Here is a 26,684-nt window from a genome sequence, read left to right on the forward strand (position 1 = left end):
CACCCTGACCGTGCTTCCCGCGCTCCCCACCCCCCACGTCCCCCCCGCCCCCCCCAGGGCCCGGGGCGCCCCCCGCCCCCCCCCCCCCCGGGGCGGGGGGGGGGGGGGGGGCCCGCCGCCCCCCCCCCCCCCCCCCCCCCCCCCCCCCCCCCCCCAACGGCCGACCAGTAGGTCGCCTCTCGGCGAGTAACGCAGTACGGCTCCAGCCGAACGGTATTCCGTACCGGTTGTTTCAGATGCGGCCCGGGGGACACGTACTGGCCAACCGCTTCCTACAACGGTACGGGTCTCCTGCTTGTTCCCGCATCCCTCGGCAGGTGCAAACGTCCGCGTGAGGATGATCACTCACCGTGGCCGACACGCCCTCGGCCGCCGCAATACGGCCTGCCCACAGGGGTTTCCGGCCAACATCGACAGGAAGCCGACACGAGGGGGCGCGCGGATGCAGGGCGGCAGGCGGCGGGAACTGGCCCGGCTGTGGCAGGTGGCGGTCCGCCGGCCGCGCTGGCAGCTCTGGGTCGCCGCCTTCGTGTCGCTGTGGACGCTGTGCTGGATCTTCGGCCAGCTCGCCGCGCACGCCAGCTCGCCGCTGGACGTGCTGCGCGGCGGCCTCGGCTGGGCCGACGTGCCGACCGGCTGGCTCGACGCGGTCACGGACTGGCTGCGGGCCGACCGGCGGCAGCCGCTGCTGGGTCTGCTGGCCGTGGCCGGCGGCCTGCTGTGGGCGTCGACGACCGAACGCAACCAGCTGCCGGCGCTGCTGGGCTGGCTGGCGGCGATGGTCGCGGCCGAGGGCATCGGCTACGCCGGCGCGATCGACCGGGCGCTGCTCAGCCTGGCCGCGTTCATCGCCGTGCTGCTGCTGTTCTCCATCCCCGGCCGGCGGGCGTTCGTGCTGCGGCGGGTGGTGCTGATGCCGCGGGACGTGCTGCACGCCGGGGTCACCGCGGCCACCCTGTCGGCGGTTGTCCCGCTGCTGGCCCCCGGATTCGTTCTGGTCCGGCTGTGCCGTCCCTACGTCACGCGGCCGCCCCGGGCCAGCGAAATGGAGATCGCTCCACCGGCTGGGACCGCGTTGACAAATGGCGACCCGCACGGTGTTGTTGAGCCATGATGGCTGCGGCTGAGCGGTTGTGCGACAGCGTTGTTACGGATGCGTTGCGCCGCTGTCGGTGATCGTCGGCGCTGGTCGCGGGCGCGTCCGAAATGGCGGACTACCGACGAAAGTCGTAGGCCGTACTGCCTAGCGGCTCACACGAATACGCGGTTGGAATACCGGTGTGTGGCCGAAGAGAATGGTGGAGTACCAACTCTGCCCTGCGGTTGAGGTACCACATCATGAATGAATCAGGCCCGGTTGGGCGTGCCGAGCTCCTGCACTCGGCACGAGAACACCTGGTGGGCGGCAGTGTGCTGTTCTGCGGCCCGGCCGGCATCGGCAAGTCGACGCTGCTGGGCGCGCTGGCCGGCGAGCTGGCCGCCGGCGGCGACCCGGTGCTGCGCTGCGCGCCGGCCGAGTCGGACCGCAGGCTGCCCTTCGTCTGCCTGATCGACCTGCTGGCCGACGTCTCCGACGAGCTGCTCGCGACGCTGCCGGCGCCGCTGCGCACCGCGCTGGACGCCGCCCTGCTGCGCGGCGAGCACCCGAGCTCGGACCAGAGCCGGCTCGGCGTGCGGCTGGCCGTGCTCCAGGTGTTGCAGCTGCTGTCCGAGCGAGGCCCGGTCACGTTGGTGATCGACGACTTGCAGTGGGTGGACCGGCCCAGCGCCGAGGTGCTGGCCTTCGTGGCCCGCCGGCTGGCCGGCGACCGGCTGCGGGTGCTGGCCGCCGAGCGGGTGCCGGAGGGGGAGCAGCCGGTGCACCGCACCCTGTGCCCGCCGGACGTGGCCGAGCTGCCGGTGCCGCCGCTGACTCCGCGCGAGGTGGCCCGATTGCTGCTGCGCGACAACGGGGTCCTGCTGCCGCACGGCTCGGTGTTGCAGATCCACCAGCTGGCCGACGGGAATCCGTTCTACGCCTTGGAACTGGGCCGGGCGGTGCTGCGCTCGGGTGTGCCGGACAGCCCCGGCCGGCCGCTGCCGGTGCCGCGGCGGCTGCGGGCCCTGCTGCTGGACCGGTTGGGGGAGCTGAGCGAACGGGCGCAGGCCACGCTGCTGCTGGCCAGCGCCGCGACCCGGCCGAGCCTGACTCTGCTGCGCGCCGCCGGGCATCCACACGCCACCGCCGACCTGGTCGCGGCCGAGCACTGCGACCTGGCCGTGGCCGACGACGACGGCATCGTCCGGTTCAGACATCCGCTCATCCGAGCGGCGATCTACGCCGAGGCCCCCTCGCACCGCCGCATCGACGCCCACGCCCGGCTGGCCGACGTGGTGACCGAGCCGGTGGAGCGGGCCCGGCACCTGGCGCTGGCCAAGCCGCACGAGGACGAGTCGGTGGCGGCGACGCTGATGGCGGCGGCCGCCTCGGCCCGGCGGCGGGGCGCGCCGGTGACCGCGGCCGAGCTGTCGGCGATGGCCGCCGACCGAACCCCGTGGGACAGTCAGCAGATCCGGGCCGAGCGCCGGCTGGTCGCGGCCGAGCACGCCTGCGACGCCGGGCTGCGGGCCGAGGCCCGGACCGCGGCCGAGTCGGTGCTGGCCGACGCGCGCAGCCCGCGGCTGCGGGTGCGGGCCCGGCTCGTGTTGCTGCGCAATGCCGGACAGGCCCTGCACGACCTCGGCCCGTTGATCGACGACGGGCTGGCCGACGCCGCCGGCGATCCGGGACTGGAGGCGCCACTGCGGATGTGGCTGGCCGGCCGGGCCCTGCTCGGCGGTGACACCGTGGAGGCGGCCAGGCAGGCCGGCCGCTCGGCCGAACTGGCCACAGTGGCCGGTGACCCGGCGACCGCCGTGCAGGCGCTGACCCGACTGGCCCATCTCCAGTCCCTGTGCGGGAATCCGCGCGCCCGCGCCACCGTGGCCACCGCCCTGGAGATCATCGAACGGCATCCGGTCACCGAGTCGTGGGAGCTGGAACGGCAGCAGGCCGTGATGGAGCTGCACGACGACGACCTGCCGCGGGCCGAGCGGCGGCTGTCCTCCTTGCTGCGCAAGGTGGAGGAGACCGCGGCGGTGGAGAACACCGTCGCGATCATGGTCACGCTGGCCGAGGTGCAGTCCCGCGCCGGGCAGTGCCGGCGGGCCGTGGACACCGCGCGGCGGGCCATGCGCCTGTTCTCCGAAGCCGGCGTGAGCTGCCCGCCCGCGCTGTTCGCGGCCGCGCTCGCGGAGGCCAACGGCGGCAGCGTGGCCGCGGCGACCGAGTACGCCGAGCGCGGCGCCCGCGAGTCGGCGGCCGACGGCGACCAGCTGTACCTGATGCGCAACTTGGCCGTGCTGGGCCAGATCCAGCTGACCACCGGTGACGCGCCGGCCGCGGTGGAGACCCTGTGCCGGGTCGGCGAGATCGGCCGGCGGATGGACATCCGCGATCCGGCGGTGGTGCGCTGGCACGCCGACCTGGCCGAGGCGCTGGTGGCGACCGGCGCGCTCGAGGACGCCCGCGAGCTGATCGACCACACGTCCAAGCAGGCCCTTGACCTGGAACGGCATTCGGTGTCGGCGAACCTGGACCGCGCGGCCGCGTTGCTGGCCGTGGCCTCGGGCCTGCCCAACGACGGGCTGGACCGGCTGCGCGAGGTCGCCGACCGGCAGACCGGGCTGGACCGGGCCCGCACCCTGATCGCCCTGGCCGGCGTGGAAAGGCGTTGCCGCCGACGGGCCGCCGCCCGGGCCGCGCTGTCGGAGGCTTACGACATCTGTGTGTCGATCGGCGCGACTCCTTGGGCCGAACGGGTTCTGGAGGACCTGGACCGCACCGGCGCGCAGGCCCGCGCCGACCACGCGGTGGCGCTCACCGTTGCCGAGCAACGGGTTGCCGAGCTGGTCCGGTCCGGGTCCACCAACCGCGAGGTGGCCGCGGTCCTGTTCATAAGCGTCAAAACGGTCGAAGCCACGCTGTCGAGGATCTATCGCAAGGTAGGCGTCCGGTCACGCACCGAACTGGTGCGGGCCATGGACGTCCCGGTCCCGCAGGCCCGCGAGCCCGAACCCGAGCCCCTGCGCAGCCAAGCCGTCTGACCACCCCGGCGAGTCCCGCCGAGCGTCACACCGAGCGTGTGAAACGAATTCGGCACTTCGGTGTGACGGCGGGCGGGACTCGCGGGGGCAGGGCAAGGGTTTCCTCGGTTTCACCGAGGGTGCGCGGTTTATAGCGTTGTGTGCGTACCGATCCTTCCCCGCACCGGGAGAGCAGACGTGAAAACAGTGAGGATCATTGGCGCGCTGGTCGCTCCGCTTGCCATCGCCGCGGTCGCGGCGCCGGTCGCGCTGGCCGCGCCGGCACCGCGGGTCACGCTGGCCACGGACACGGTGAGCGGCCTCCAGCAGGCGCAGAGCCTCGGCGCCGTGCCATCCGACCAGAAGGTGTCGGTGGCCGTCAGCCTGAACCTGCGCAACAGCGCTGAGCTGGACCGCACGATCGCGGCGGTGAACGACCCGCATTCCGCCCAGTACGGCCGCTTCCTCACCCCGGAGCAGTTCACCGCCCGCTTCGGCCCCACCTCCGACCAGGTCGACCGGGTCACGAACTACCTGCGCGGCCAGGGCCTTTCGGTGGACAGCGTCAGCGGCAACCACCTCACCGTGGACGCCAGCGGCCCGGCCGCCGCGGTCCAGAAGGCCTTCGGCACCACGCTGCAGAACTACCGCGACGGCGCTCGTTCCTTCTACGCCAACGCCTCCGCGCCCAGCCTGCCCGCTGAGCTGAGCGGAGTAGTGCTCGACGTCGCTGGTCTGAACAACCGACAGATCCGCGTCCACCACGGCGCGGTCTCCCCGCACGCGGGCCCCGGCGGCGGCTTCACGCCGACCCAGCTCAAGGGCGCCTACGACGTGTCGTCCACCTACAACGGCACCGGCCAGACGGTGGCGCTGTGGGAGTTCGACGGCTTCCAGCAGGCCAACATCACCAAGTACGACACCAACTACGCCACCGGCTCGCCCACGCCCACGGTGCAGAAGGTCTCCGGCGGCTCCGGCGCGCTGGGCGACGGCCAGGTCGAGGTGGAGCTGGACATCGAGGCCGTGCAGGCGATCGCGCCCAAGGCCAACATCACCGTGTTCGAGGCGCCCAACACCGACCAGGGCGAGGTCGACCTGGCCAACGCCGTCGTGGCCAGCAAGATCCCGGTCACCTCGATCAGCTGGGGCCTGTCGGAGAAGGGCCGCACCACCTCGGGCATCCAGGCCGTGGACAACGTGTTCAAGCAGGGCGCGGCCCAGGGCCAGAGCTTCTTCGCCGCCTCCGGCGACAGCGGCTCGGACGACAACGGCGACGGCAGCACCAGCGTCGACTACCCGGCCAGCGACCCGTACGTGACCGGCGTCGGCGGCACCAACCTGTCCACTTCCACGACCACTTCGTGGAAGAGCGAGACCGCGTGGAACGGCTCGGGCGGCGGTGTTTCCAGCGTGTTCGCGCTGCCCTCGTTCCAGAGCGGCGTGAAGGTCGGCACCTCCGGCAAGCGCCAGGTGCCCGATGTCTCCGCCCAGGGCGGGCCCACCGGCATCTCCGTCTACACGCAGGGCCAGTGGACCTCGGTGTACGGCACCTCCGGCGCGGCCCCGATCTGGGCCGGCGTCGCCACCGTCTACAACCAGGCCGCCGCCGCGGCCGGCAAGACCGGCCTGGGGTCGGCCAACGCCAAGCTGTACTCGCTCGCCGCGTCGAACTTCCACGACATCACCAGCGGCAGCAACGGGGCCTACCGGGCCGGCACGGGCTTCGACCTGGTGACCGGCATCGGCTCGCCGGACGCCGCCAAGATCGAGGCCGCCGGCATCAAGTAGCGGCCGGCGATCTGGTCGCCATCCTGGAAAATCGTCGCGCCCCGTCCGGCTCCCGCCGGGCGGGGCGCACCCGTGATCACGGCCTGTTGCGCACCGTTTGCCGCAGAGTGAGCGTTACTCGGCCGCCCGGGTGATGACCCCTCATATGGGCCCGAATGGCATTTTCCCTGGTCAGCGTGAAAGCGCTGCCACAACGCCCGGACTTTCCTGGCAGTCCGCTGAGTGTTTGGGCCGAACAGTGCGCAAAACGGGCCGTGAGGCCGCACCATGTTCCGGTGCAGGACGATCACACCAACAGCAGACTTGCCCTGCTGATGCGCAGACAGCCCGTGCAGGCAAGGGGAGCGGCCACCGTGACCGCGATCCTCGACGCGTGCCAGGCGCTGCTGGGCGAGCGGGACTACGACTCGATCACCACGGCTCGCATCGCCGAGTCCGCCGGCATTCCGATCGGGTCCTTCTACCAGTACTTCCCCGACAAGCGGTCGGTGGTGCGGGCCCTGGCCCTGCGCTGCACCGACAAGTTCCTCACGGAGGTCGAGGAGTACTTCCAGGGTGCGCCCGACGACTGGCGACAGGCCGTCGCCGGTGTGCTCGCGGTGCACGAGCGGATGCGCAAGCAGGATCCCAACTTCGGGCGCGTCCGTTTCGCCGAGGTGCTCGACAACCACCTCGAGGACCCGGAATCCGACCACCGCCGTCTGGTGGCCGACCAGATCGGCGGCATGTTCGCCACCCGGTACAAGGTGCGCAAGGGCGCGGGATACCGCCTGGCGTTCCTGGCCGCGGTGGAATCCGGCGGGTCACTGCTGCAGATGGCCGACCGGGTGCCGAGCCGGCAGCGACGCCAAGTGGTCGCGACGGCACAGGAAGTCATCACTACGCTGTTGGCCAAGGCGCTGGAGAAGAGCTGACGGCGAGAGGACACCGCGCGAATGGCCACCGACCTGTCGAGTTTCCCTCGCATCCAGTTGGGACAGTGGCCATCGCCGCTCCAGGTGTGCCCGCGCCTGTCCGAGCGCCTGGGACCAGGCGTCCTGGTCAAGCGCGACGACGTCGGCCTGATCGGCGTCGGCGGCAACAAGCTGCGCAAACTGGAGTTCCTGCTGGGCGCCGCCGTCCGTGACGGCGCCGAGCGGGTCGTCACCTTCGGCGCGGTCCAGACCAACCACGGCCGGCTGACCGCGGCCGCCTGCGCCCGGCTCGGGTTGGCCTGCGACCTGGTGCTCACGCGTTCGGTGCCGCGCGAGGGCGAGGCGTACGAGCGGTCGGGCAACATCCTGCTCGACCGCGTCTACGGCGCGACCGTGCACGTGCTCGACACCGACGAGCAAGCCGAAGTCCGTCACCAGGAGTTGTTGGCCGCTCACGGAAAGACGGTCAGCATCCCGGTCGGTGGTTCCACCGGCGTAGGGGCGCTCGGCTATGTGCAGGCGGTCGCCGAGCTGATCGGGCAGTTCGGCGACACCGGCTTGTGGCCGTCCCGGCTGGTCGCCCCGCTGGCCAGCGCCGGCACCGCCGCCGGCCTGATCACCGGCGCCGCCGCCTTCGGCTGGGAGATCGACATCGACCTGATCGCCGTGTCCCGTCCGGTCGACGCGGCCCGCGAGGTGCTGCGGCCGCTGGTCGCCGAGACGGCCGCGCTGCTGGACATCGCCCCGCCGTCGCTGGACCGGGTCCGGATCACCGACCGCACCCTGGGCCTCGGCTACGGCCAGCCCACCGACGACGTGTGGCGGGCCATCGCGCTGTTCGGCTCGACCGAGGCGATCACCCTGGAGCCCGTCTACTCCGGCAAGACCGCCGCCGGCCTGGTGTCGCTGGTCTCCGACGGCTCCATCGGCGCCGACGAGACCGTGCTGTTCCTGCACACCGGCGGCCTGCCCGGCCTGTTCGCCTACACCCCCGAAGCCACCGCCGCCCTCGCCCTGTGACGCTTGGAAGGGGGCTTTCCTCCACTCCGAGTGGAGGAAAGCCCCCTTCCAAGCGCACGGACGGCCGGGATCAGGTTGCCCGGGGATCGGCGGTGGTGTGAGGTTGCCGCGTGACAGATACCTTCGACGTGATCGTGATCGGTGGCGGCGCGGTCGGCGAGAACGTCGCCGCGCGGGCGGTTCGGGGCGGGCTGACCGCCGCCCTGGTCGAGCACGAGCTGGTCGGCGGGGAGTGCTCGTACTGGGCCTGCATGCCGAGCAAGGCTCTGCTGCGGCCCGGGCACGCGCTGGCCGCCGCCCGCCGGCTGCCGGGCGTGCCGGTCGGCGACCACCTGGACGCCGCCCAGGTGCTGGCCCGCCGTACCTACTTCACGTCCAACTGGGACGACGCCGGCCAGGTGCAATGGGCCGAGGGGGCCGGCATCACCGTGGTCCGCGGCCGGGCCCGACTGGACGGCGAGCGTCGGGTGGTGGTCGGCGACCGGACGCTGACCGCCCGGCAGGCCGTGGCGGTGTGCACCGGCAGTGTGCCGAGCATGCCTCCGCTGGAGGGCATCGCCGACACCCGGGTGTGGACGTCTCGCGAGGCCACCTCGGCCAAGGAGGCGCCGGGCCGGCTGATCGTGCTCGGCGGCGGCGTGGTCGGCGTGGAGCTGGCCCAGGCCTGGCGGCGGCTGGGCTCGGAGGTGGACCTGGTGATCAGCGGCGACCGGCCGCTGCCCAAGCTGGAGCCGATCGCCGGCGAGCTCGTCGCCGAAGGACTGATCGAGGACGGCGTCCGCGTGCACACCGGGGCCAAGGCCGTGCGGGTGTCACGGGACGGCTCGGAGATCTCCCTGGGCCTGGCCGACGGCACCGTGCTCAAGGCCGACGAACTGCTGGTCGCCGTCGGGCGTCGGCCCGCGACCACCGATCTGGGCGTGGAGACGCTGGGCCTCAAGCCCGGCGACAACCTGCACGTCGACGACTCCGGCCTGGTGTCCGGGGTGGACGGTCAGTGGCTGTACGCCGCCGGCGACGTCACCGGCCGCGCGCTGCTGACCCACCAGGGCAAGTACGCCGCCCGCGTCGTCGGCGACGTGATCGCAGCGCGGGCCAAGGGCCCGGTCGACGCCTCGCCGTGGAGCCAGTACGCCGCCACCGCCGACCACGCCTCCGTGCCGGCGGTCGTGTTCACCGACCCCGAGGTTGCCTCCGTCGGCCGCACCGCCGCCCAGGCGGCCGCCGCCGGCATCGAGACCCGGGTCGTGGACCTGGACATCGCCGTCGCCGGCTCCTCCGTGCACGCCGACGGCTACCGCGGCAAGACCCGCATGGTCGTCGACGAGCAGCGACGGGTGCTGGTCGGCGTGACCTTCGTCGGCCAGGACGTCGCCGAGCTCCTGCACTCGGCCACCGTGGCCATCGTCGGCGAGGTGCCGCTGGAGCGCCTCTGGCACGCCGTGCCCTCGTACCCGACGATCAGCGAAGTCTGGCTCCGCCTCCTTGAGGCCTACGGCCTCTAGTCCACCCCCCGGCGACCCCGCCTCACGTTCAACGCTTGGAAGGGGGCTTTCCTCCACTCGGAGTGGAGGAAAGCCCCCTTCCAAGCGTCAGGGAAGCGTCGGGGGAGCGTCAGGGGAGCGTTAGGAGAGGGCTAGGTTGAGGGTGCGGTGGGCGAGGGAGACGAGGGCGGGGTCGTCGGCGGCGCTGGGCTGTCCGATCCAGACGGTCTCGACCAGGCGCACCGTGCCGCCGGAGCGGTTGCTGGTGTAGGCGGCCCGGTCGAACGAGGTCGGGCCGCCGGGCCATGGCCGTTCCTTGAGCAGCTCGGTGATGCCGCCGGCGCCGGGCTGGTCGGCCAGGGCCTGGAACTCGGCGGCCGGCTCGGCCCCGCCGAAGCGGATCTCGGCCACGGCCACCCCGGCCGCCCGCCCGTCGCTGTCGGCCCGGTAGTTCCAGCGCCGCAGGTCCACGCACTGGTTGCGGCCCAGCCACACCTGCACGTCCCCGTACGCGTGCTCGGCGCACCGGCCGGCGTCGTCCACGGTCGCGACCCGGGTGTAGCCGTTGGCCTGCGAGGCGGCGGCCGGGGCAGGGCCGCCGGCGGTGCTCAGGGCGGCGATGACGCTGCCGACGGCCAGCGCCCCGATCAGCGCGGCGGCCCCGATCGGCAGCCAGCGGCGGCGTTTCTTCGCCGGCGCCTCGGCCGGCGCGGCTTTGACGGTGGCCGGGAAACCCTCGGCGATCAGCTCGTCGGCGGTGAATCGCTCGTCCGGGCAGAGGTGGATCAACAGCCCACCGGCCTGCTCGGCGCCGATGCCCGGGCCGGGGCCGGCGACGTCGCGCACGGCGGCCAGCAGCGTGGTCGGCATCGGGTGCAGCACGCGGATGCCGCGGTCCAGGTCCATCTGCGGCTGCGTCACCTGACCGACGTAAGGGCCGATGGCCAGGATCAGCCGAACGGGTAAGCCGGTCTCCCGCACCACCTCGGCCACCGCCCCGGCCACGCCGACCGCCTCGGCCGCCGGGTTCGCCGTCGGATCCGGGCCGACCAGCGGCCAGCCGTCGATCTTCCACTGGCCGGTGACCGGCGCGTCCAGCCGCATGGCCGGGTCGGGCAGGTCGACGCCGGCGATCACCACCACGCAGTTGGGCAGCAGCACCAGCATGTCCACCGGCCGGGGCCGGCCGGGCGGCAGGTAGCCGGCCAGCGCCACGCCGCCGAGCACGGCGTCGCCGCCGCCCCACGACGCCAGCGCCGCCTTGACGTCGGCCGCGACCGCGGACTGCGCGTCGCCCAGTCGCACCAGGCGCACGACGCCCACCTCCCCAGCTGGATGACCCGAGGGCACAACGGTAACCGGCCCGCCTGCGCGCGCCACGCCCCGGCCTGTGATCGACCTCACCCGTGTTGCTGCCCCCTCGCTCGGGTGATCTCTGCCCCGTGATCTCGCTCTTGCGGTGGCGGCTGAGCCCGGGCGCAGGGCAGAATGGCGCATCGGCTTGATCCGCTGGTGGTCACCGGCACGTGTGAGGGCGTAGGGGAAGACGTCCCTCGGCGAGTGGCGGAGGTCAGCAGTGAACAACCGTGGCAAGACCAGTGGCGTGGTGTACGTCCACTCGTCGCCGTCTGCGGTCTGTCCGCACGTCGAGTGGGCCATCTCGGGCACCCTCGGGGTCCGGGCCGACCTGCGCTGGTCCGCGCAACCGGCCGCACCCGGCCAGTTGCGGGCCGAGTGCGCGTGGACCGGCGAGCCGGGCACCGGCGCGCAGCTGTCCGGCGCGCTCAAGGCGTGGCCCATGATCAGGTTCGAGGTCACCGAGGATCCCAGCCCCGGCGTCGACGGCGAGCGCTTCTGCTTCGCCCCCGGCATCGGGCTGTGGCACGCGCGCGCCGCCGCCAACGGCGACGTGGTGGTGGCCGAGGACCAGCTGCGGGCCCTGGCGGCCAAGGCCCGGGCCGGCGAGTCCTTCGCGCACGGCGTCGACGCCCTGCTCGGCAGGCCCTGGGACGACGCCCTGGAGCCGTTCCGCCGGGCCGGCGACGGCGCGCCGGTGACCTGGTTGCACCGGGTGGGGTGAGCCGTGGCACTCTCGGTGCTGTGACCCCGCAGGCTTCACCCAATCGGACGACGTTGACCTGGCTGATCCCGATCACCCTGCTGATCGCCGTCGGGGCGATGGTCGGCGGCCTGATCGCCCGCCAGGTCTACGCGGTGACCAAGCCGCCGTCGGTCAGCAACGCGCCGGCCACCACGTCCTCCGCGCCGACGGCCACCCGGCCGTCCGACCCGCGCTCGGTGTACTTCCTGCCGTTCGCGCAGAACGACCCGCTGTTCTCCCGGGTGCGCGACGCCATCCAGAACTACTTCAACGCCACCAACGACAGGAACTTCGGCCTGTGGCGGCAGACCATGCTGCCCTCGGTGGGATCACAGGAGACCCAGCAGAGCTGGACGGGCGGGCTGGCCAGCACCAAGGACAGCGACATGACGGTGTACCGCATCGAGGCCACCGACAAGGGCGCGGACGTGTTCGGCTCGTTCACCAGCCGGCAGGAACTCAAGGACGCCCCGGACAATCTCCAGGCCACCTGCATCAACTGGTGGATGGTGTGGCCGATGCAGGACGTGGGCAGCGGCAACTTCCGCATCGGCAGCCCGTCGGTCGTCAACAAGAAATGCGACGGCTGACGCGCCCGGTCATGTCATGAAGGGCCCCTTACTGACGTTCAACGTCAGTAAGGGGCCCTTCATGACACAAAAAGGAGATCAGACCTTGGCGAAGGCGAGGGCCACGTTGTGGCCGCCGAAGCCGAACGAGTCGTTGATCGCGGCCTTGAGCTCAACGCGACGGGGCTCGCCGGCCACGACCTCGTGCAGCAGCGCCGGATCCGGGTTCTCCAGGTTCGCGGTCGGCGGGATGACACCGTCCCGGATGGACAGCACCGTCGCGATGGCCTCGACCGCGCCGGACGCCCCCAGCAGGTGCCCCAGCGACCCCTTCGGCGCGGTCAGCAACGGATGGTCGCCGATCGCCCGGTGGATGGCGATCGACTCGATCGTGTCGCCGACCGGGGTCGAGGTGGCGTGGCAGTTCACGTGCCCGATGTCCTCGGCCGCCAGCTCACCGCTGCGCATGGCCGCCTTGATGGCGCGCAGCTGGCCGTTGCCCTCGGGGTCGGGACCGGTGATGTGGTACGCGTCGGAGCTGGTGCCGATGCCGGCGAGCCGGCCGTACACCTTGGCCCCACGGGCCTTCGCGTGGTCGGCCCGCTCCAGCACCATGATGCCGGCGCCCTCGCCGAGCACGAACCCGTCCCGCTCCACGTCGAACGGGCGCGAGGCGGCCGCCGGGTCGTTGTTGCGGGTGGACATGGTCCGCGCCTGCGCGAAACCGGCCATGGTGATGCCGGTGATGCACGCCTCGGCGCCGCCGGCCACGACCACGTCGGCCTCGCCGCTGCGGATCATCCGGTACGCCCAGGCGATCGCCTCCGCGCCGGACGCGCAGGCCGACACCGGGGCGTGCACCCCGGCCCGGGCCTTGAGCGTCAGGCCGACGTGCGCGGCCGGCCCGTTGGGCATCAGCATCGGCACGGTCAGCGGCGACACCTTGCGCAGGCCCGCCGTCTCCAGCAGGTCATCCTGGGCGAGCAGGGTCAGCGCGCCGCCGATGCCGGTGCCGATGATCACGGCGAGCCGCTCCGGGTCGACGCTGTCCTCGTCGAGGCCGGCGTCGGAGTAAGCCTGCCGGGACGCCACCATGGCGACCTGTTCGCTGCGGTCCAGCCGCCGGGCCTCGACCCTGGGCAGGATCTCGGTGGGCTGAACCTTGAGCTGCGCGGCGATCTGCACCGGCAGCTCGTACTTGTGCACCCAGTCCGCGTCCAGGGTCGACACCCCGCTGCGGCCGGCGAGCAGGCCGTCCCAGGTGGACGCGACGTCCCCGCCCAGTGGGGTCGTCGCGCCGACACCGGTGACGACGACGTCGACAGAGCTCACTTCGCCTCCGCTCTACTGCTGTTGACCGACAAGCTCAGGCGTTGCTGGCGATGTAGTTCACCGCGTCGCCGACCGTCTTCAGGTTGGCCAGCTCGTCGTCCGGGATCTTCACGCCGAACTTGTCCTCGGCCTGCACGGCGATCTCCACCATGGACAGCGAGTCGATGTCCAGGTCGTCGACGAAGGACTTGTCGATCGTCACGTCGTCGACGGCGACACCGGCGACCTCCTCGACGATCTCGGCCAGACCGGTGCGGATCTCCTCGTTCTCCACCTTGTGGTTCCTTTCATCGTGATCCCCGGCGGAGCGGGTCGCCGCGCCGGAAAGCTGTTGCCCGTCACGGGCAGATGGCGACCTGGCCCGAGTAGGACAGGCCGGCGCCGAAGCCGACCAGCAGCATCACGTCGCCGCTGGTGATCCGGCCGTCGGCCCGCATGTGGTCGATGGCCATCGGGATCGACGCGGACGAGGTGTTGCCGGAGTGCACGATGTCGTCGGCCACCACCATGTCGTCGCGCGCGCCCTTGGCCCGCAGCTTCTTGGCGATGTGCTCGACGATGCGCAGGTTGGCCTGGTGCGGCACCAGCACGTCGATGTCGGACAGCTTCACGCCGGCCGCCTCGACCGCGCGCTCGGCGATCGGCGCGATCTGCGTGGTGGCCCAGCGGAAGACCGACTGGCCCTCCTGGAAGATGTGGCCGGCCGGGGTCAGACCGATCATGTCCACCAGGTCGCCGGAGCTGCCCAGCACGGCCGGCGCGATCAGCGGCTCGTCGGACGGGCCGACCACGCAGGCGCCCGCGCCGTCGGCGAAGATGATGCAGTTGCCGCGGTCTTTCCAGTCCACCCACTCGGTGAACCGCTCCGCGCCGATCACCAGCACCTTGTTGGCGCTGCCGCCGCGGATCATGTCGCTGGCCACGGTCAGCGAGTACGGGAAGCCGGCGCACGCGGCGTTCAGGTCGAACGCGGCCGGCGAGCTGATGCCGATCCGGTCCGCGGTCTGCGCGGCCGCGTTGGGGATGTTGCCCGGCATGGTGCAGGTCGCCACCAGCACGGTGTCGATCTCGCCCGGCGCCACGCCCGAGTCGGCCAGCGCGTTGGCACCGGCGCCAACGGCCAGGTCGACCAGCGTCTGGTCCGGGTCGCACAGCCGCCGCTCGACGATGCCGACCCGCTGCCGGATCCACTCGTCGTTGGTGTCCACGCCCATAGCCGCGATGTCGTCGTTGGTGACGACGCGGTTGCCCTGCGCGCTGCCGAAGCCCAACAGCCTCGTGCCGGCGGGGCCGGTGCGCCCGATCAGACTGGGACGCTCGCTCACTGCTGCACCGCCTCCACTGCCTTGTCCAGGTCCGCCGGGGTCTTGATCGCGATCGGCTTGGTCACGACGTCCTTGAGCTGTCGCTTGACCAGGCCGGTCAGCGCGCCGCCCGGGGCCAGTTCGATGGTGGTCGTCACGCCGGAGCGGGCCAGCGTGTCCATGCACAGGTCCCACCGCACCGGCAGGGTCACCTGGGCGACCAGGCGGCCGAGCATCTCGGCGCCGCTGGTCACCACCGAGCCGTCCGCGTTGGACAGCAGCGGCCGGTTCGGGTCCGCGGTCGCCACCCCGGCGACCTTGTCCCGCAACGTCTCCCGGGCCGGGTCCATGTAGTGGGTGTGGAAGGCGCCCGCCACCTTCAACATCACCACCTTGGTGCCGGCCGGCCGCTCGTCGGCCAGCTTCTGCAGCGCGTCCAGCGAACCGGCGGCGATGGTCTGGCCGGCGCCGTTGCGGTTGGCCGGCACCAGGCCGTACTCGTCCAGCCGGGCCAGCAGCTCCTCGGCCTCGCCGCCCATCACCGCGGCCATGCCGGTCGGCTCGAGGGCGCAGGCGTCGGCCATCGCGCGGCCGCGCACCGCGGCCAGCGCCACGGCGTCGTCCATGGACAGCACGCCGGCGATCGCCGAGGCGGCCAGCTCGCCGATGGAGTGACCGGCCACCGGCGCGGACGCCGGCACCGGCACGCGCTTCTGGAGCTCGCGGAAGGCCACCAGGGTCAGCGCCACGATCAGCGGCTGCGTGATGGCGGTGTCCTTGATCTCCTCGGCGTCGGCCGTGCTGCCCAGCCGGGCCAGGTCGAGGCCGGTGCTCTCGGACCAGCCGGCGACGAGCTCCGCCACGCCGTCCAGTTCGAGCCACGGGGCGAGCATGCCTGGAGCCTGAGATCCCTGTCCGGGAGCGAGCAGCGCGATCACCAGATCACTGAACACGGTCGTGGCGGCGTCCCGGGATGTCGCCACCGACGAAGTCCAGTGGTCAGCGTTGTAGGAATCCTCCAAAGGTTGCCGGAAAATGTCCAGTGAGCGGCCGGTCGGGTTGTCGAGGGCGTCGCATCCTAGCCCCTGAGGCGTCGCTCACTGCCACCCCCCGCCCATCACCCCTCGGCGCTTGGAAGGGGGCCTTCCTCCACCCGGAGTGGAGGAAGGCCCCCTTCCCAGCACAACCGGGCCCCTTGGCGCATTCCCGGGCCCCCTTGGCGCATTCCCGGGCCCCCTTGGCGCATACCCGGGCCCCTCGGCGCACAACCGGGTCCCCTTGGCGCATTCCCGGGCCCCTCTTGGCGCTGGGAAGGGGGCCTTCCTCTACTCGGAGTGGAGGAAGGCCCCCTTCCTGTGCTCACCAGAGGCCGCGGGTGCTCACCAGAGGCCGCGGGCCTTGGCCAGGCGGCCGACGGTGAGGGCGACCCGCAGCACGAGGGCGTCGCGCGGGTTGTTGGCGTTGCGGCCGGTGAGCTCGGTGACCCGCTTGAGCCGGTATCGGACGGTGTTGGGGTGCACGAACAGGTTGCGGGCGCACGCCTCCAGCACGCCGCCGGTCTCCAGGAAGGCGTCGACGGTGGCCATCAGGCCGCCGGTCGCCTCCTCCAGCGGCCGCGCGATGCGTTCGATCAGCTGCCACTCCGCCTCGGGATCGCCGGCCAGTGCCCGCTCCGGCAGCAGGTCCAGCGACCGCACCGGCCGGGGCGCGGTCGGCCAGCCGACCACGGCCCGCAGCCCGGACAGGGCGTCGGAGGCGCTGCGGTGCGCCTCGGCGATGCTGTCCACGGTCGGCCCGACGACCACGGGGCCGGGGCCGAACGCCTCGGCCATCTTGGCCAGCACCTCGTGCCCCCGGGCCTCGTCCTCGGAGCTGCCGCCCAGCACCACCACCAGCCGTGAGCCCTGCACGCTGAGCAGCACCGGCCGGTGGATGCGGGCGGCCCGGCTGCGCACGTCGAACACGACCCGGGTCGGCTCGGTCGACATCGGGTTGCCGACCAGGACGGTCGCCTCGGCCGACTGCTCCCAGCCCAGCGCCGACGCCCGTGACAGCAGCGACTCCTCGGCGTCGCCACGGACGATGCCGTCCACGATCAACGCCTCCAGCCGGGCGTCCCACGCGCCGCGGGCCTCGGCCGCCGCGGCGTAGGAAGTGGCGGCGGCGAAGGCGATCTCCCGGCCGTAGCGCAGCACGGCCTCGGTCAGCTGGCTGCGTTCCTTCTCGTCGGCGGCGATCTCCGGCAGCAGGCGTTCGAACACCTCCAGCGCCACCCGGACCAGCTCCACGGTCTGGCGCAGGCTGACCCAGCGCTGCATGTCCTTGGGGGCGGAGCGGAACGCCTCGGCGGTCAGCCGGATGGCCTGCTTGTTGTCCCGCAGCCACGACACGAACCCGGCGACCCCGGACTGGGTGACCAGCAGCACGCTGGCCCGCTGGTCGGCCGGCAGCCGCCGGAACCACGGCAGCCGGCGCTCCATCTCGCCGATCGTGCCGGTGGCCAGCCGGCCCGAGGCGTGCTCGAGCCGGCGCAACGTCTCCGTCGACAACGAGTCCCACGCCAGATCACCCATTGCCACAGCTTTGCACGCCACCCACCCGGACGACTGAACAACCTGCTGGCCGGCCGAAATCGCCCCTATGTTCGGGATCAGCCTAGGAGGAGGTCGTCTTGCGAAGACTGCTGCCCGTCGCGCTCAGCCTGCTCGCCGCCGTGCTGCTGGTGACACCGGCCCAGGCGCAGCGAGTGCTGTGGGGCCAGTGCCCCGGCGCGCTCGCCGCACTCGAATGCGCCACGCTGACCGTGCCGCTCGACTACGCGCATCCCGACCAGGGCGCCATCGCCGTCGTGGTGAGCCGGCGGCCCGCCGCCGATCCCGCGCACCGCAAGGGAGTCCTGCTGATCAACCCGGGCGGGCCCGGCGGCAGCGGGCTGTCCATGCCGCGCTACGTCGCCGACCACACGCCGCTCGGCCAGTACTACGACCTCGTCGGCTTCGACCCGCGTGGTGTCGGCGCGTCCACCGCCCTGCGCTGCCTGACCCCGCGTGGCCTGGTTGGGCTGGAATCCCGACCCGCCGACGACCAGTTCGCGGCGTGGGCGGCCGAGGCCCGCTCCAACGAGGACGCCTGCAAGCGCTCCGGCGGCGGCATCCGGCCGTTCATCGACACCCGCGACACCGCCCGGGACATGGACCAGATCCGGCTGGCCCTGGGCGTGCCCAAGATCAACTATCTGGGCTACTCATACGGCACCTATCTCGGGGCCGTGTACGGCAGCCTGTTCCCCGATCGGCTGAACCTGTCGGTGCTGGACTCCTCGGTGCACCCGGAGTGGATCTGGCGGCGGCAGTTCATGGAGCAGGCCGCCGCCTATCGGTCCGATGTGGACGCTTGGGCCTCGTGGGTCGGCGACCGCAACGGCGCTTTCGGCCTCGGTGTCGGCCGTGCCGCCGTGTTGGCGTCCGTGGAGCAGTTGGCCGGCACGCTGGCCAAGTCGCCGGTCGGCAAGTTCACCCGCAGCACTCTTGACGGCGCGGTCGGCGAGGGCGCCCGCTACCGTCCACTGTGGTCGGACCTGGCCCAGGTGCTGGTGGCTCTGCGCAAGGGGGACGCCGGCGCCCTCGGCGACGCCGTGGGGGCCGGCACCGCGCTGGCCCAGCGGGGCCTGGATGCCTTGCAGTCCGGCGTTTTCGACACCGTCACCTGCGAGGCCGACTGGCCGTCCGACCTCACTACGTACTACCAGGACATGCGGACCTACCGGGACGCCTTCCCCTACGGCTACGGCGTGCTGCGGGCCGCGCCCACCACCTGCACCTACCGCTCGTTCACGCCGGCCGAGCCACCGGTTTCCCTGTCCCGCAACGGTTATCCGGTCGGCGTGGTCGTGCAGGGCGAGGGCGACACCCAGACCGAGTACGCCGGCGGGCCGGCGATGGCCCAGCGGCTGCGCGACAACCTGATCACCGTCGCCGACGAGGGCGCGCACGGCCAGTACGGCGCCAATCCCTGCGCCACCGAGAAGATCAACCGCTACTTCGTCGACGGCGTGCTGCCCGACAGCTCCTCGGTCTGCCCCGGCTCGCCCCGCCCCGACGTCCCCGCCGACACCCTCCCCGCCCGCTCCGCCCCCCTGGCCCAGGCCATCACCACCTACCTCGCGGCCCTGTCCCCGTTCTGAAACATGCCGGAGGCCGCCCGGCGTGGGCCGGGCGGCCTCCGTCTCCCCGGTCCCCACCGGTGTGTCCACTGTGGATCAAGTCGGGGCCCGGCGCCATGCGGTTCCCCCTTTCGTGCCAACCGTGTCGAGTTGCTCCACGGTGGACGCTGCGAAACCATTCGACCATGGGCGATCAACTCAGTCAGGGGCTGGGCGACGCGTGGGCGCTGATCACCACGTTCGTGCCCAAGCTGCTCGGCTTCCTCATCGTGCTGCTGGTCGGTTGGCTGGTGGCCAAGGCGCTGTCCAAGGCGGTCGAGCTGCTGCTCGGCAAGGTCGGCTTCGGCCGGCTGGTCGAGCGTTCGGGCCTGGGCGGCCCGAAGTCCCCGGTGGACGCGGGCAAGCTGATCGTCCAGCTGGTCTTCTACTTCGTGATGCTGATCGCGCTGAACTACGCGTTCGGCGTCTTCGGTTCCGGCAACCCGGTCAGCGACCTGCTCAACCAGGTCATCGCCTACCTGCCGCGGGTGGTGGTGGCGATCATCCTGGTGCTGATCGCCTCGGCGATCGCCCGGGTGGTGCGCACGCTGATCACCGGCGCGCTGGCCGGCCGCCAGTACGGCCAGCTGCTCGGCACCGTGAGCTACGCCTTCCTGCTGGCCCTGGGTGTCATCGCGGCGCTCAACCAGCTCGGCATCGCGACCACGGTCACCGAGCCGGTGCTGATCTTCGCGCTGGCCACGGTCGGCGGCATCCTGGTGGTCGGCGTGGGCGGCGGGATGATCCGTCCGATGCAGTCCCGCTGGGAGCAGTGGCTGACCCGGGCCCAGGCCGAGGCGGCCGCCCGGCCGGCCGGCGCCCCGGCCCAGGACGCGCCGTGGGAACGCAACCAGCCGCAGCCGCCGGGCTCGGACACGCCGACGCCGGCCGAGGGCTTCCCCAAGCCGGACCTGTCCCAGCCGGAGTGACGTAAATCCCGTCGGAATAACCCTTCAGAGGCCTATGTTCATAGGTCAGGAGACGTGCGCTCCGGGGCTTGGTGAAATTCCAAACCGGCGGTACAGCCCGCGAACCACTGGACAGCGATGTCCAGTGGCCGACCTGGTGGGACTCCAGGGCCGACGGTGAGAGTCCGGATGAGAGGCGCGCACGACGCCCGCCGTCGGCGTGCGCCCGAAAACAGCCCCGGAACCGAGCCGGAGAAGGGGGCTGACCAGGGTGAACTGGTTGCTGGAGCACGGACTGACGCTGCTGGGCGAGCACATCTCGTTCGCCGAGCTGCTGGGACAGATCGGCGCGGTCGCCGTGGTGTTCCTGGCCCAGCGCCGGACCCTGTGGACATGGCCGGTGCAGATCGCCGCCGCGATCCTGCTGTTCTCCGTCTACACCTCGGCCCACCTGGGCGGACTCGCGCTGCGGCAGGTGATCGTGTTCGCCATCTCGCTGTACGGCTGGTGGGCGTGGACCCGCCGCCGGGACGCCGAGTACGGCGTGCTGGTCCGCCGCTCGACCCGGCCCGAGCTGGGCGCGCTGGCCGCGGCCCTGGTCCTCGGCACCATCGGCATGGCGCTGTTGCTCCAGGCCACCAACGGCTCGTGGGCCCCGTGGCCGGACGCGGCGATCTTCATCGGCACCGCCGTCGCCTACGCCGCCCAGGGCCTGCGCCTGGTCGAGTTCTGGCTGGTCTGGCTGCTGGTGGACGCGATCGGCGTGCCGCTGCAGATCGCGTCCGGCCTCTACTTCAGCGCCAGCGTCTACATCGTGTTCACGGTCTTGGTGATCAAGGGCTGGCGGGACTGGAACCGCAGCGCCAAGGTGGCCGCGGCCTCACTCGCGAAGGCGCCGGTCAGCAACGCCGGCGTGTGACGCGAACCACGCCGATCGGGTGGACGTAGGTCGCTGGCGCAGGAGAGTGCGAGGCATCGGCTCAGAGGGGGCCGAGCCCGCCGCGGAACGCGGCGCATGAGCACTGTCCGGTCACCGTGGGCGACAGGTTAGCCCCGTTCACACCTTCGACTGACCACCGGTGGACAAGCCGCCGACTTCGCCTAACGTCGAAGGAGAATCGGCCAGGGCGGAGGTGGAAACTGTGCTGTCACAGCAAGAACGTCTCACCTTCCTGGCCGGCGGCCTGGCCGCGCTGCGCGACGGGGCCGCGCCGACCTGGACTCAGCTGGGCCTGTCCCGGCCGAATCCGGGAATCTACGGGGAACTCGCGGCGGCGGTGCGAGAGATGCTCGCTTCCGACCGGATCACCGACTTCTTCTTCATGCACAAGGCGCCCGGCCTGCGGGTGCGGTTCGCCGCCGGGCCCGGGCTGGAGTCGTGGGTGCGGGCCGAGGTGCGGCGGCTGGCCCGGTGTTGGCAGCGGCAGGGGCTGATCGACGGGATCGTGCCCGGCGTCTACGAACCCGAGGCGTTCCTGTTCGGCGGGCCGGCGGCGATGCCGCACGTGCACCGCCTGTTCACCGCCGACTCCTTGGCCTGGCTCGATCATCACGTGCGGCCGCAACTGCCGTCCTGGCTGGTGTCGATGCGGCTGCTGCGCTCGGTGTTCGGCGGGCTCGGCCTGTGCTGCCAGGCGTGGCCACGGGTACGGGACACCTGCGGCCGCCGGGTGTCGTTCCGCGACGACTCGGTCGCGGTCGCCTGCGCCGAGCTGCGCGGCGTGTGGGAGACGACCCGCTCGCCGGCGTCGCCGGACGCGCGGAGCTGGCGGGTGGCGGTCGAGCGGGCCGGTGTCGACCCGGCCGACGTCGCGGCGCACTACGTGGTCTTCCACTGGAACCGGGCCCGGCTGAGCTCGGCCCGGCAGGCTCTGATCACGGAAGCGCTGGCATGACGGCGCTGCTGCGGGTTGCCGGCCTGCCGATACGGCTGTGGACCGCCGCCGGCAATCCCGCCTTGGTGGCCGACCTCCGCGAGCTTCTGGCCGAGGAGGAGGCCTATGCCGCCTACGCCCGTTCACTGGCCGACTGGGTCGGCGCGCTCATCCCGGACGCTGAGGCCCGGGCGGAGTTGCTGGTGCTGCGCCGAGACCTGCACAACGGGCGTCTGGTGTGCAGCGACCTGCCGGAGCTGGCGCGGGCCACCGCCTGGTCGACCGCGCTCGGCCTGCGGCGGGCCGCGGTGGACGAGGACATCGACCGCGAGCGTGAGCGGCTACGAGGGCTGCCTTGGCGGCTCGTCGACGAGACCCTGGCCCGGGCCGTGCCCGAGCTGGTCGAGGACATGGCCCGGCGGCTCGACGCCGGCGAGGACTGGGGTAGCAAGCGTTTGCGGCAGCGGTCGGAGTACCTGCTGCGCATGATCGCCCGGGGCGCGGCCAAGCCGACCCCGCGCGGCTGGCTCGCCCACGTCGGCCGGGTCGAGGTCGCCGGGACGGCGTCGTGGCCGGTGGTGGGGGAGCACTCGGCCCAGTGGGTCAGCAACGTCAACGCCGACCGGCGCGGGGCCGTCCTGGACGGCGGCACCCTCACCATGAACGGGCTGACCTGGGTCGAAGGGGACCGGCTGCGCTGCTGGTCGACGACCCGGGTGGTCGAGGTGCGGCGGAGCCCGCTGCTGGACGCCGTCCGCAACGTCCTGGCCGACGGCGTGCACGATGTCGACGAGCTCGTCCGCCGCCTGGCTCCCACCTCCGGTGACCTGCTGCGCGGCTTCCTCCAGCACCTGGTCGACCTGGGCGTCGTGCAGCTGTCCCGGCCGCCCCGGACCAGCTGGGACGTGCCCATGGACGGCTTCGTCGATGTGTACCGGCGGGTTCAGGGCGCCGTGCCCGTGGACTTCGTGGCCCGCACCAGCGAGCTCGCCCTCCAGGCCCTCCGCCTGGCCGAGCTCCTGCCCCGCCCGCCCGAGCACCCCGTCCTGGCCACGGTCGGCTCCGCGCCGCGCCCGGTGACCGATCTTGTCGCCGAGTTCCTCGCCGGCGACGCGGCCGGGCCGGTCGAGCGCCGAAGACCGCCCGAGCTGCCGAAAGTCCTTACCCCGCAACTGCTTGACCAGATGGGCCTACCGCCGGCCGAGTTGCCGGACTGGCCGCTGGACTGCCTCGTCCGGCCCATGGCCGACGGGGCCGTGCTGGAGGCGATCCTGCCCGCCGGCGTGCTGGACGCCCGGTTCGCCGCCGCGTTGACCGAGCTTGGCGGCGAGCCGCCGCAGGTCGCCTCCTACCGGGAATTCCTGGCCGCTCGGGCGGCAGAGGACGGGGCCACGCCGGTGGAGCTCCTTGTGCCGCCGCTGGACGACCGCGCCGCCAACGCCGTGCGAAGACCGGCCTACTGTCCACTATGGACGGGCGACGCCGACGCCTCCGCCTATCTGCCGTCGGCCGGCCGATATCTGCCGCTGGACCGAATCACCGTGCGGCGTGAGGGAAATCGCATCATCGCCGAGGAACTCGGCGGCCGCCGGCTGTGGCCGACGCACCACGCCACGCGAACGCCGATCGGGCCGTGGGAGCTGGTCCTCACCCTGCTCACCGCGGCCACGCCGCGCGGCCCGTCGATGTCGTTCGGCAACCGCATGGCCGCCTTCCCGGAGCGGGATTTCCTGCCCAGCCTGGAGATTCGCGACGGGGTGGGCAACGGCGATGGTCCGAGGGCGGCCGGCGCGTTGGTGCTGTCGGGGCGGCACTGGCGGATCCGCCCGCCCGCCACCTTCCGGGACCTGGTCGCGCTGGACCTGCCGCGTTGTGTGTTCGCCCGGGCCGTGGGAGGCAAGCCGCGGCCGGTGGACCTGCACAGTCTGGCGGCGTTGCGGGAGCTGGCCCGGTTGGGCGATCCCGTGGTGCTGGAGGAGATGCTGCCGGATCCGGACCACATGCCGTTGCGGGATCGGGCCGGGGAGCCGGTCGCCGGGCAGTTGCTGGTGCGGTTGCCGCACCGCCGAGCCACCACCGCGGTCGCGGTGGGGAATCAGGAAGGGGACAGTGGATGGAATCCGTCTTGGCCGTCGACGAACTGGACCGTCTCATCGCGGAACTGGACACCCGGATGACCGAGGTCGCCCCGGAGGGCCGGGCGCCGGACTCGGCGATCTGCTCGCTCGTCGGGTGTCAGATGAGTCGCTGGGACTGCTGACCCGCGCCGCGGGCTCGCCGGAACTGGGTCCGTGCGTGCTCGCGACGTTGCTGGCCGGCTCGGCGGACCGCGCGGTGCAGGCCGCCGTGCGGTCCGCGGTGCCGTCCTGGCTGGACGCCGCCGTGCGGCCGATGCGCAGCGTCGGCCTGCACGGCGGCATGGCCGGCACGCTGTTCGGCCTCGGCCTGATCACCGAGCTGCATCCGCCGGTTTCCTTGCTGGCGCAACGGGTTTCGGGCTGGCTGGGGGAGCGGCGGTTCGAGGAGTTCGACCTCATCTCCGGCGCGGCCGGCGCGTGCCTGGCCGGCTATCCGCAGCCGGTGTGGTTCGACGGCGAGGACACCGGCCTGGCCCACGGGGCCGCCGGCGTGCTGGTCGTCTCGCCCCAACCGGAGCTGGTCGACTGGTTGCTTGAACAGTCCTTTGTGGACCAATGTCGGCAGGGCTGGTGTTACGGCATGCCCGGCATCGCCTGGGCCCTGTGGACCGCCGGGGCCCGCGCCGAGGCCATGCGCTACCTGCGAATCCTGGGCCAGACCTTCGATCCCGACCGCAACCTCCACGGCCGCGACGCCGACCGCCTCGGCATCTGCCACGGCGCGGCCGGGGTCATGCTCATCGCCGACGCCTTCGTGCACGCCGGCGTCGACGCCGCTCGCGGCCTGCGCGACCTCACGCACGCCTACCTGGCCGACCGCCTGGATCTAGTGTCCACATTGGATGAAACCCTGCTCATGGGGGCCAGCGGCGTGCTCGCCGCCCTGCTCACCGTCGAGGGCGCCGACCGCCGCTGGCTCCGCTGCCTCGGCTTGAGCTAGGCCGCCGAGGCGATCAGTTGCAGGGCGGCCAGGCCGACCAGCAGGGCGGGGCCGCGGACCAGTTGCCGGATGAGGTTGACCGGCATGCTGCCGAACGGGCTGTCGAAGGCGGGGCTGACGTAGGTCATCGGCGGCCGGGTGGCCATGGCGTAGACGACGATCACGGCCCCGGCGGCGGAGATCACGGTGGTCGCGGTCGGGGCGATGGGCAGCGCGAAACTGGTGAGCCCGCACCACACGACCGCGCCGACGGCCGGCAGCACCAGGTGGATGCTCTTCAACGACGCGTCGGTGCCGCCGAGGGCCCGGCGCAGCGCGGCGGAGCCGCAGATGGTGCGCAGCCCGCCGGCAAACCGGTCGGCGGCGATGTAGGCGGCGAGCAGCTGCACGGGCCCCACCGCGATGGGCGGCAAGGAGATGACGGCGAAGAACGGCACCGGCAGCAGCGCCACCCACATCGCGATGGTGGCCGGATAACGGCGTAGCCGGGCCAGATCGGCGAGCACGAAGGCCAACTCCCGGCTGCCCTTCAGCCGTACGGAGCGAACACGGCCGATCCGCCGGGCCCGACGCAGTGCCAACGCCGACGTGAGCAGCGAGAAGTCCAGCCACGTCGAGGAAACGCTGGCGGCCAGCATCAGGTCGGCCCCCGCGCTCAGCGAGCCCCGGTGCAGCCGCGGCAAGGCCCGGAAACCGACCACGAGGGCCACAACCGCCGGCACGGCAAGGATCAGGGCCGGGTAGGTCGCCGGCATGGCCAGACTCGGCACGTCCAGCCGCAACGCCACCACGCCGCCCATGACCACGGCGATGCCCAGCAGCGCGGCGAAAAGCCACCGCACCGGCCGGGCCCGGGTCTGCATCTCGGCGGTCACGCCCACCAACAGCACGCCGACGAGGAAGCCGGCGACCCCGTTCCACGGCACGTTCACCAACGCCGGCGGGTAGATCACGGTCAGACCGCCGCCCAGCAGCCCGCCGGCGATCCCGCCCAGCAGCACCGTCCGCAGGTACGTCGGCAGCAACGCCGACCGCCGATCCACCGGGCTGGCCAGGATCCACGCCTGCGTGGCCGAACCGGCCCAGACCGGGCCCACCGCCAGCAGCGCCTGCCCGAACGCCGCCACGGCCGCCAGGGCGACCGCTACGGCCATCCACGACACCGACGCGGCGGTGTGCGGGGCCGGCGCGAGCGACAGCGCCGGCGCGGACTGGGTCTTGATCACGGCCTCGGTCACCAGGCCGCCGGCCATGCCGAGGTACAGCGCCGTGTCCGACAGGTCGTAGAGCCGGCGGAGGATCGAGCGCGGATTACGTCGCCGCCGCATCCTCCGCAGCTCGGACCGCACCGCCCGAGCCGTGATAACCGTCACAGTCCGACCTCGATGTAGAGATCGGCGACCGCCTCGATCAGCTCCGGGTCGTGCGAGGCCATCAGCACCGACGAGCCGGCCGCCTTCTCGGCGTTCAGCTTGGCCGCCAGCCAGGCCCGGCCCGCCACGTCCAGCCGCTGCTCCGGCTCGTCCAGCACCAGCAGCGACCGGGGCCGCACGAAGCAGCTGGCCAGCGCCAGCCGCCGCCGCTGCCCGCTGGACAGCGTGGCCGGCAGCTGGTCCCGCTGGTCGGTGATGCCCAGCTCGTCGAGCACGGCGTCGACCGTCGCCTCGGCGTCCGGCTGACCATGGGCCAGCGCGCACAGCGCCAGATGCTCGCCGACCGACAGGTCGGGGAAGAAGTCCACGTCGTCCAGCACGCAGGCCATCGCCGCCCGGGTGTCCGGCGAGGTCTCCAGCACCGGGAACCCGTTCAGCGTGATGCGACCCGCGTCCGGCAGGTCCGTGCCGGCCACACAGCGCAGCAGCGTCGTCTTGCCCGAGCCGTTCGGCCCGATCACCGCCGCGCCCTCCCCGGGCGGCAGCTCGAAGCTCAGCTCGTGCAACACCAGCAGCCCGCTGAACCCCCTGGTCAGCCCGTCCACCCGCAACACCGCTCAAGCCCCCCTCA

At 72.5% G+C, this 26,684-nt stretch carries 22 protein-coding genes and 1 riboswitch; of the genes, 14 read left to right on the plus strand and 8 right to left on the minus strand.

Features of this window, described 5'->3' with window-relative positions; all coding sequences use genetic code 11:
- Positions 1-442 precede the first annotated feature (442 nt).
- From ACIG5F_RS45390 to ACIG5F_RS45415, 6 genes are all read left to right on the plus strand, one after another.
- Positions 443-1,114 (plus strand): hypothetical protein, encoded by a 672-nt coding sequence (locus ACIG5F_RS45390; protein WP_396526476.1) that lies wholly within the window; start codon positions 443-445, stop codon positions 1,112-1,114.
- Between the two features lie 224 nt (positions 1,115-1,338).
- The gene (locus ACIG5F_RS45395) at positions 1,339-4,125 is read left to right on the plus strand and encodes an AAA family ATPase (protein WP_396526477.1); all 2,787 of its coding nucleotides are present in this window, start codon (positions 1,339-1,341) and stop codon (positions 4,123-4,125) included.
- 186 nt (positions 4,126-4,311) lie between these two features.
- On the plus strand, positions 4,312-5,895 hold the full coding sequence (locus ACIG5F_RS45400; protein WP_396526478.1) for a protease pro-enzyme activation domain-containing protein: 1,584 nt from the start codon (positions 4,312-4,314) through the stop codon (positions 5,893-5,895).
- 275 nt (positions 5,896-6,170) lie between these two features.
- Positions 6,171-6,809: a TetR/AcrR family transcriptional regulator gene (locus ACIG5F_RS45405; RefSeq protein WP_396526479.1), complete on the plus strand. Its 639-nt coding sequence runs from the start codon at positions 6,171-6,173 to the stop codon at positions 6,807-6,809.
- Between the two features lie 21 nt (positions 6,810-6,830).
- Positions 6,831-7,829, plus strand: a complete 999-nt coding sequence (locus ACIG5F_RS45410; protein WP_396526480.1) for a D-cysteine desulfhydrase family protein — start codon at positions 6,831-6,833, stop codon at positions 7,827-7,829.
- A 110-nt stretch (positions 7,830-7,939) separates the two neighbouring features.
- Positions 7,940-9,334: a dihydrolipoyl dehydrogenase family protein gene (locus tag ACIG5F_RS45415; protein WP_396526481.1), complete on the plus strand. Its 1,395-nt coding sequence runs from the start codon at positions 7,940-7,942 to the stop codon at positions 9,332-9,334.
- 120 nt (positions 9,335-9,454) lie between these two features.
- On the opposite strand, the gene ACIG5F_RS45420 is transcribed toward ACIG5F_RS45415, so the two are convergent.
- On the minus strand, positions 9,455-10,627 hold the full coding sequence (locus tag ACIG5F_RS45420) for a hypothetical protein (RefSeq protein WP_396526482.1): 1,173 nt from the start codon (positions 10,625-10,627) through the stop codon (positions 9,455-9,457).
- Between the two features lie 262 nt (positions 10,628-10,889).
- Here ACIG5F_RS45420 and ACIG5F_RS45425 point away from each other — a divergent pair, with 262 nt between their 5' ends.
- Together ACIG5F_RS45425 and ACIG5F_RS45430 are read left to right on the plus strand one after the other, a co-directional pair.
- Positions 10,890-11,393 (plus strand): DUF3145 domain-containing protein, encoded by a 504-nt coding sequence (locus ACIG5F_RS45425; RefSeq protein WP_396526483.1) that lies wholly within the window; start codon positions 10,890-10,892, stop codon positions 11,391-11,393.
- Between the two features lie 20 nt (positions 11,394-11,413).
- A complete protein-coding gene (locus ACIG5F_RS45430; protein WP_396526484.1) occupies positions 11,414-12,004 on the plus strand; it encodes a hypothetical protein in 591 nt (196 codons plus the stop codon).
- A gap of 78 nt (positions 12,005-12,082) precedes the next feature.
- Here the strand turns inward: ACIG5F_RS45430 and ACIG5F_RS45435 are convergent, their stop codons facing one another.
- From ACIG5F_RS45435 to ACIG5F_RS45455, 5 genes are all read right to left on the minus strand, one after another.
- A complete protein-coding gene (locus ACIG5F_RS45435) occupies positions 12,083-13,315 on the minus strand; it encodes a beta-ketoacyl-[acyl-carrier-protein] synthase family protein (RefSeq protein ID WP_396526485.1) in 1,233 nt (410 codons plus the stop codon).
- A gap of 34 nt (positions 13,316-13,349) precedes the next feature.
- Positions 13,350-13,589, minus strand: a complete 240-nt coding sequence (locus ACIG5F_RS45440) for an acyl carrier protein (protein WP_396526486.1) — start codon at positions 13,587-13,589, stop codon at positions 13,350-13,352.
- A gap of 64 nt (positions 13,590-13,653) precedes the next feature.
- Positions 13,654-14,640: a beta-ketoacyl-ACP synthase III gene (locus ACIG5F_RS45445; RefSeq protein ID WP_396526487.1), complete on the minus strand. Its 987-nt coding sequence runs from the start codon at positions 14,638-14,640 to the stop codon at positions 13,654-13,656.
- Positions 14,637-15,572, minus strand: a complete 936-nt coding sequence (locus ACIG5F_RS45450; protein ID WP_396526524.1) for an ACP S-malonyltransferase — start codon at positions 15,570-15,572, stop codon at positions 14,637-14,639. The genes ACIG5F_RS45445 and ACIG5F_RS45450 overlap by 4 nt, the downstream gene beginning before the upstream one ends.
- A 426-nt stretch (positions 15,573-15,998) precedes the next feature.
- Positions 15,999-17,192, minus strand: coding sequence for a PucR family transcriptional regulator (locus ACIG5F_RS45455; RefSeq protein WP_396526488.1), 1,194 nt, complete (start codon positions 17,190-17,192; stop codon positions 15,999-16,001).
- A 98-nt stretch (positions 17,193-17,290) separates the two neighbouring features.
- Here ACIG5F_RS45455 and ACIG5F_RS45460 point away from each other — a divergent pair, with 98 nt between their 5' ends.
- From ACIG5F_RS45460 to ACIG5F_RS45485, 6 genes are all read left to right on the plus strand, one after another.
- Positions 17,291-18,802 carry an alpha/beta fold hydrolase gene (locus ACIG5F_RS45460; RefSeq protein WP_396526489.1) on the plus strand — a complete coding sequence of 504 codons (1,512 nt, stop codon included), beginning with the start codon at positions 17,291-17,293 and terminating at the stop codon, positions 18,800-18,802.
- A 164-nt stretch (positions 18,803-18,966) separates the two neighbouring features.
- Complete coding sequence (locus ACIG5F_RS45465) at positions 18,967-19,749, plus strand: hypothetical protein (protein WP_396526490.1); 783 nt, start codon at positions 18,967-18,969, stop codon at positions 19,747-19,749.
- Between the two features lie 53 nt (positions 19,750-19,802).
- Positions 19,803-19,933: riboswitch (FMN riboswitch) on the plus strand.
- A gap of 66 nt (positions 19,934-19,999) precedes the next feature.
- A complete protein-coding gene (gene pnuC, locus ACIG5F_RS45470; RefSeq protein WP_396526491.1) occupies positions 20,000-20,647 on the plus strand; it encodes a nicotinamide riboside transporter PnuC in 648 nt (215 codons plus the stop codon).
- A 223-nt stretch (positions 20,648-20,870) separates the two neighbouring features.
- A complete protein-coding gene (locus tag ACIG5F_RS45475; protein WP_396526492.1) occupies positions 20,871-21,623 on the plus strand; it encodes a thiopeptide-type bacteriocin biosynthesis protein in 753 nt (250 codons plus the stop codon).
- Entirely contained in the window at positions 21,620-23,779 is a 2,160-nt protein-coding gene (locus ACIG5F_RS45480; protein ID WP_396526493.1) for a lantibiotic dehydratase, read from the plus strand. Before ACIG5F_RS45475 ends, ACIG5F_RS45480 begins: the two co-directional genes overlap by 4 nt.
- Before the next feature lie 55 nt (positions 23,780-23,834).
- Positions 23,835-24,680: a lanthionine synthetase LanC family protein gene (locus ACIG5F_RS45485; protein WP_396526494.1), complete on the plus strand. Its 846-nt coding sequence runs from the start codon at positions 23,835-23,837 to the stop codon at positions 24,678-24,680.
- On the opposite strand, the gene ACIG5F_RS45490 is transcribed toward ACIG5F_RS45485, so the two are convergent.
- Together ACIG5F_RS45490 and ACIG5F_RS45495 are read right to left on the minus strand one after the other, a co-directional pair.
- The gene (locus ACIG5F_RS45490; protein WP_396526495.1) at positions 24,677-26,053 is read right to left on the minus strand and encodes a DUF6297 family protein; all 1,377 of its coding nucleotides are present in this window, start codon (positions 26,051-26,053) and stop codon (positions 24,677-24,679) included. The genes ACIG5F_RS45485 and ACIG5F_RS45490 overlap by 4 nt on opposite strands.
- Positions 26,050-26,658, minus strand: coding sequence for an ATP-binding cassette domain-containing protein (locus tag ACIG5F_RS45495; protein WP_396526496.1), 609 nt, complete (start codon positions 26,656-26,658; stop codon positions 26,050-26,052). The genes ACIG5F_RS45490 and ACIG5F_RS45495 overlap by 4 nt, the downstream gene beginning before the upstream one ends.
- Positions 26,659-26,684 lie beyond the last annotated feature (26 nt).

This window comes from Kutzneria sp. NPDC052558, assembly GCF_044547355.1.
GTDB lineage: Bacteria > Actinomycetota > Actinomycetes > Mycobacteriales > Pseudonocardiaceae > Kutzneria.

Excerpts from the sequence above, each read along its gene's own strand:
- ACIG5F_RS45395 (WP_396526477.1), top strand. The coding sequence starts at position 1,339 with ATGAATGAATCAGGCCCGGTTGGGCGTGCCGAGCTCCTGCACTCGGCA.
- ACIG5F_RS45455 (WP_396526488.1), bottom strand. The coding sequence starts at position 17,192 with ATGGGTGATCTGGCGTGGGACTCGTTGTCGACGGAGACGTTGCGCCGG.
- ACIG5F_RS45480 (WP_396526493.1), top strand. The coding sequence starts at position 21,620 with ATGACGGCGCTGCTGCGGGTTGCCGGCCTGCCGATACGGCTGTGGACC.
- ACIG5F_RS45410 (WP_396526480.1), top strand. The coding sequence starts at position 6,831 with ATGGCCACCGACCTGTCGAGTTTCCCTCGCATCCAGTTGGGACAGTGG.
- ACIG5F_RS45465 (WP_396526490.1), top strand. The coding sequence starts at position 18,967 with ATGGGCGATCAACTCAGTCAGGGGCTGGGCGACGCGTGGGCGCTGATC.
- ACIG5F_RS45390 (WP_396526476.1), top strand. The coding sequence starts at position 443 with ATGCAGGGCGGCAGGCGGCGGGAACTGGCCCGGCTGTGGCAGGTGGCG.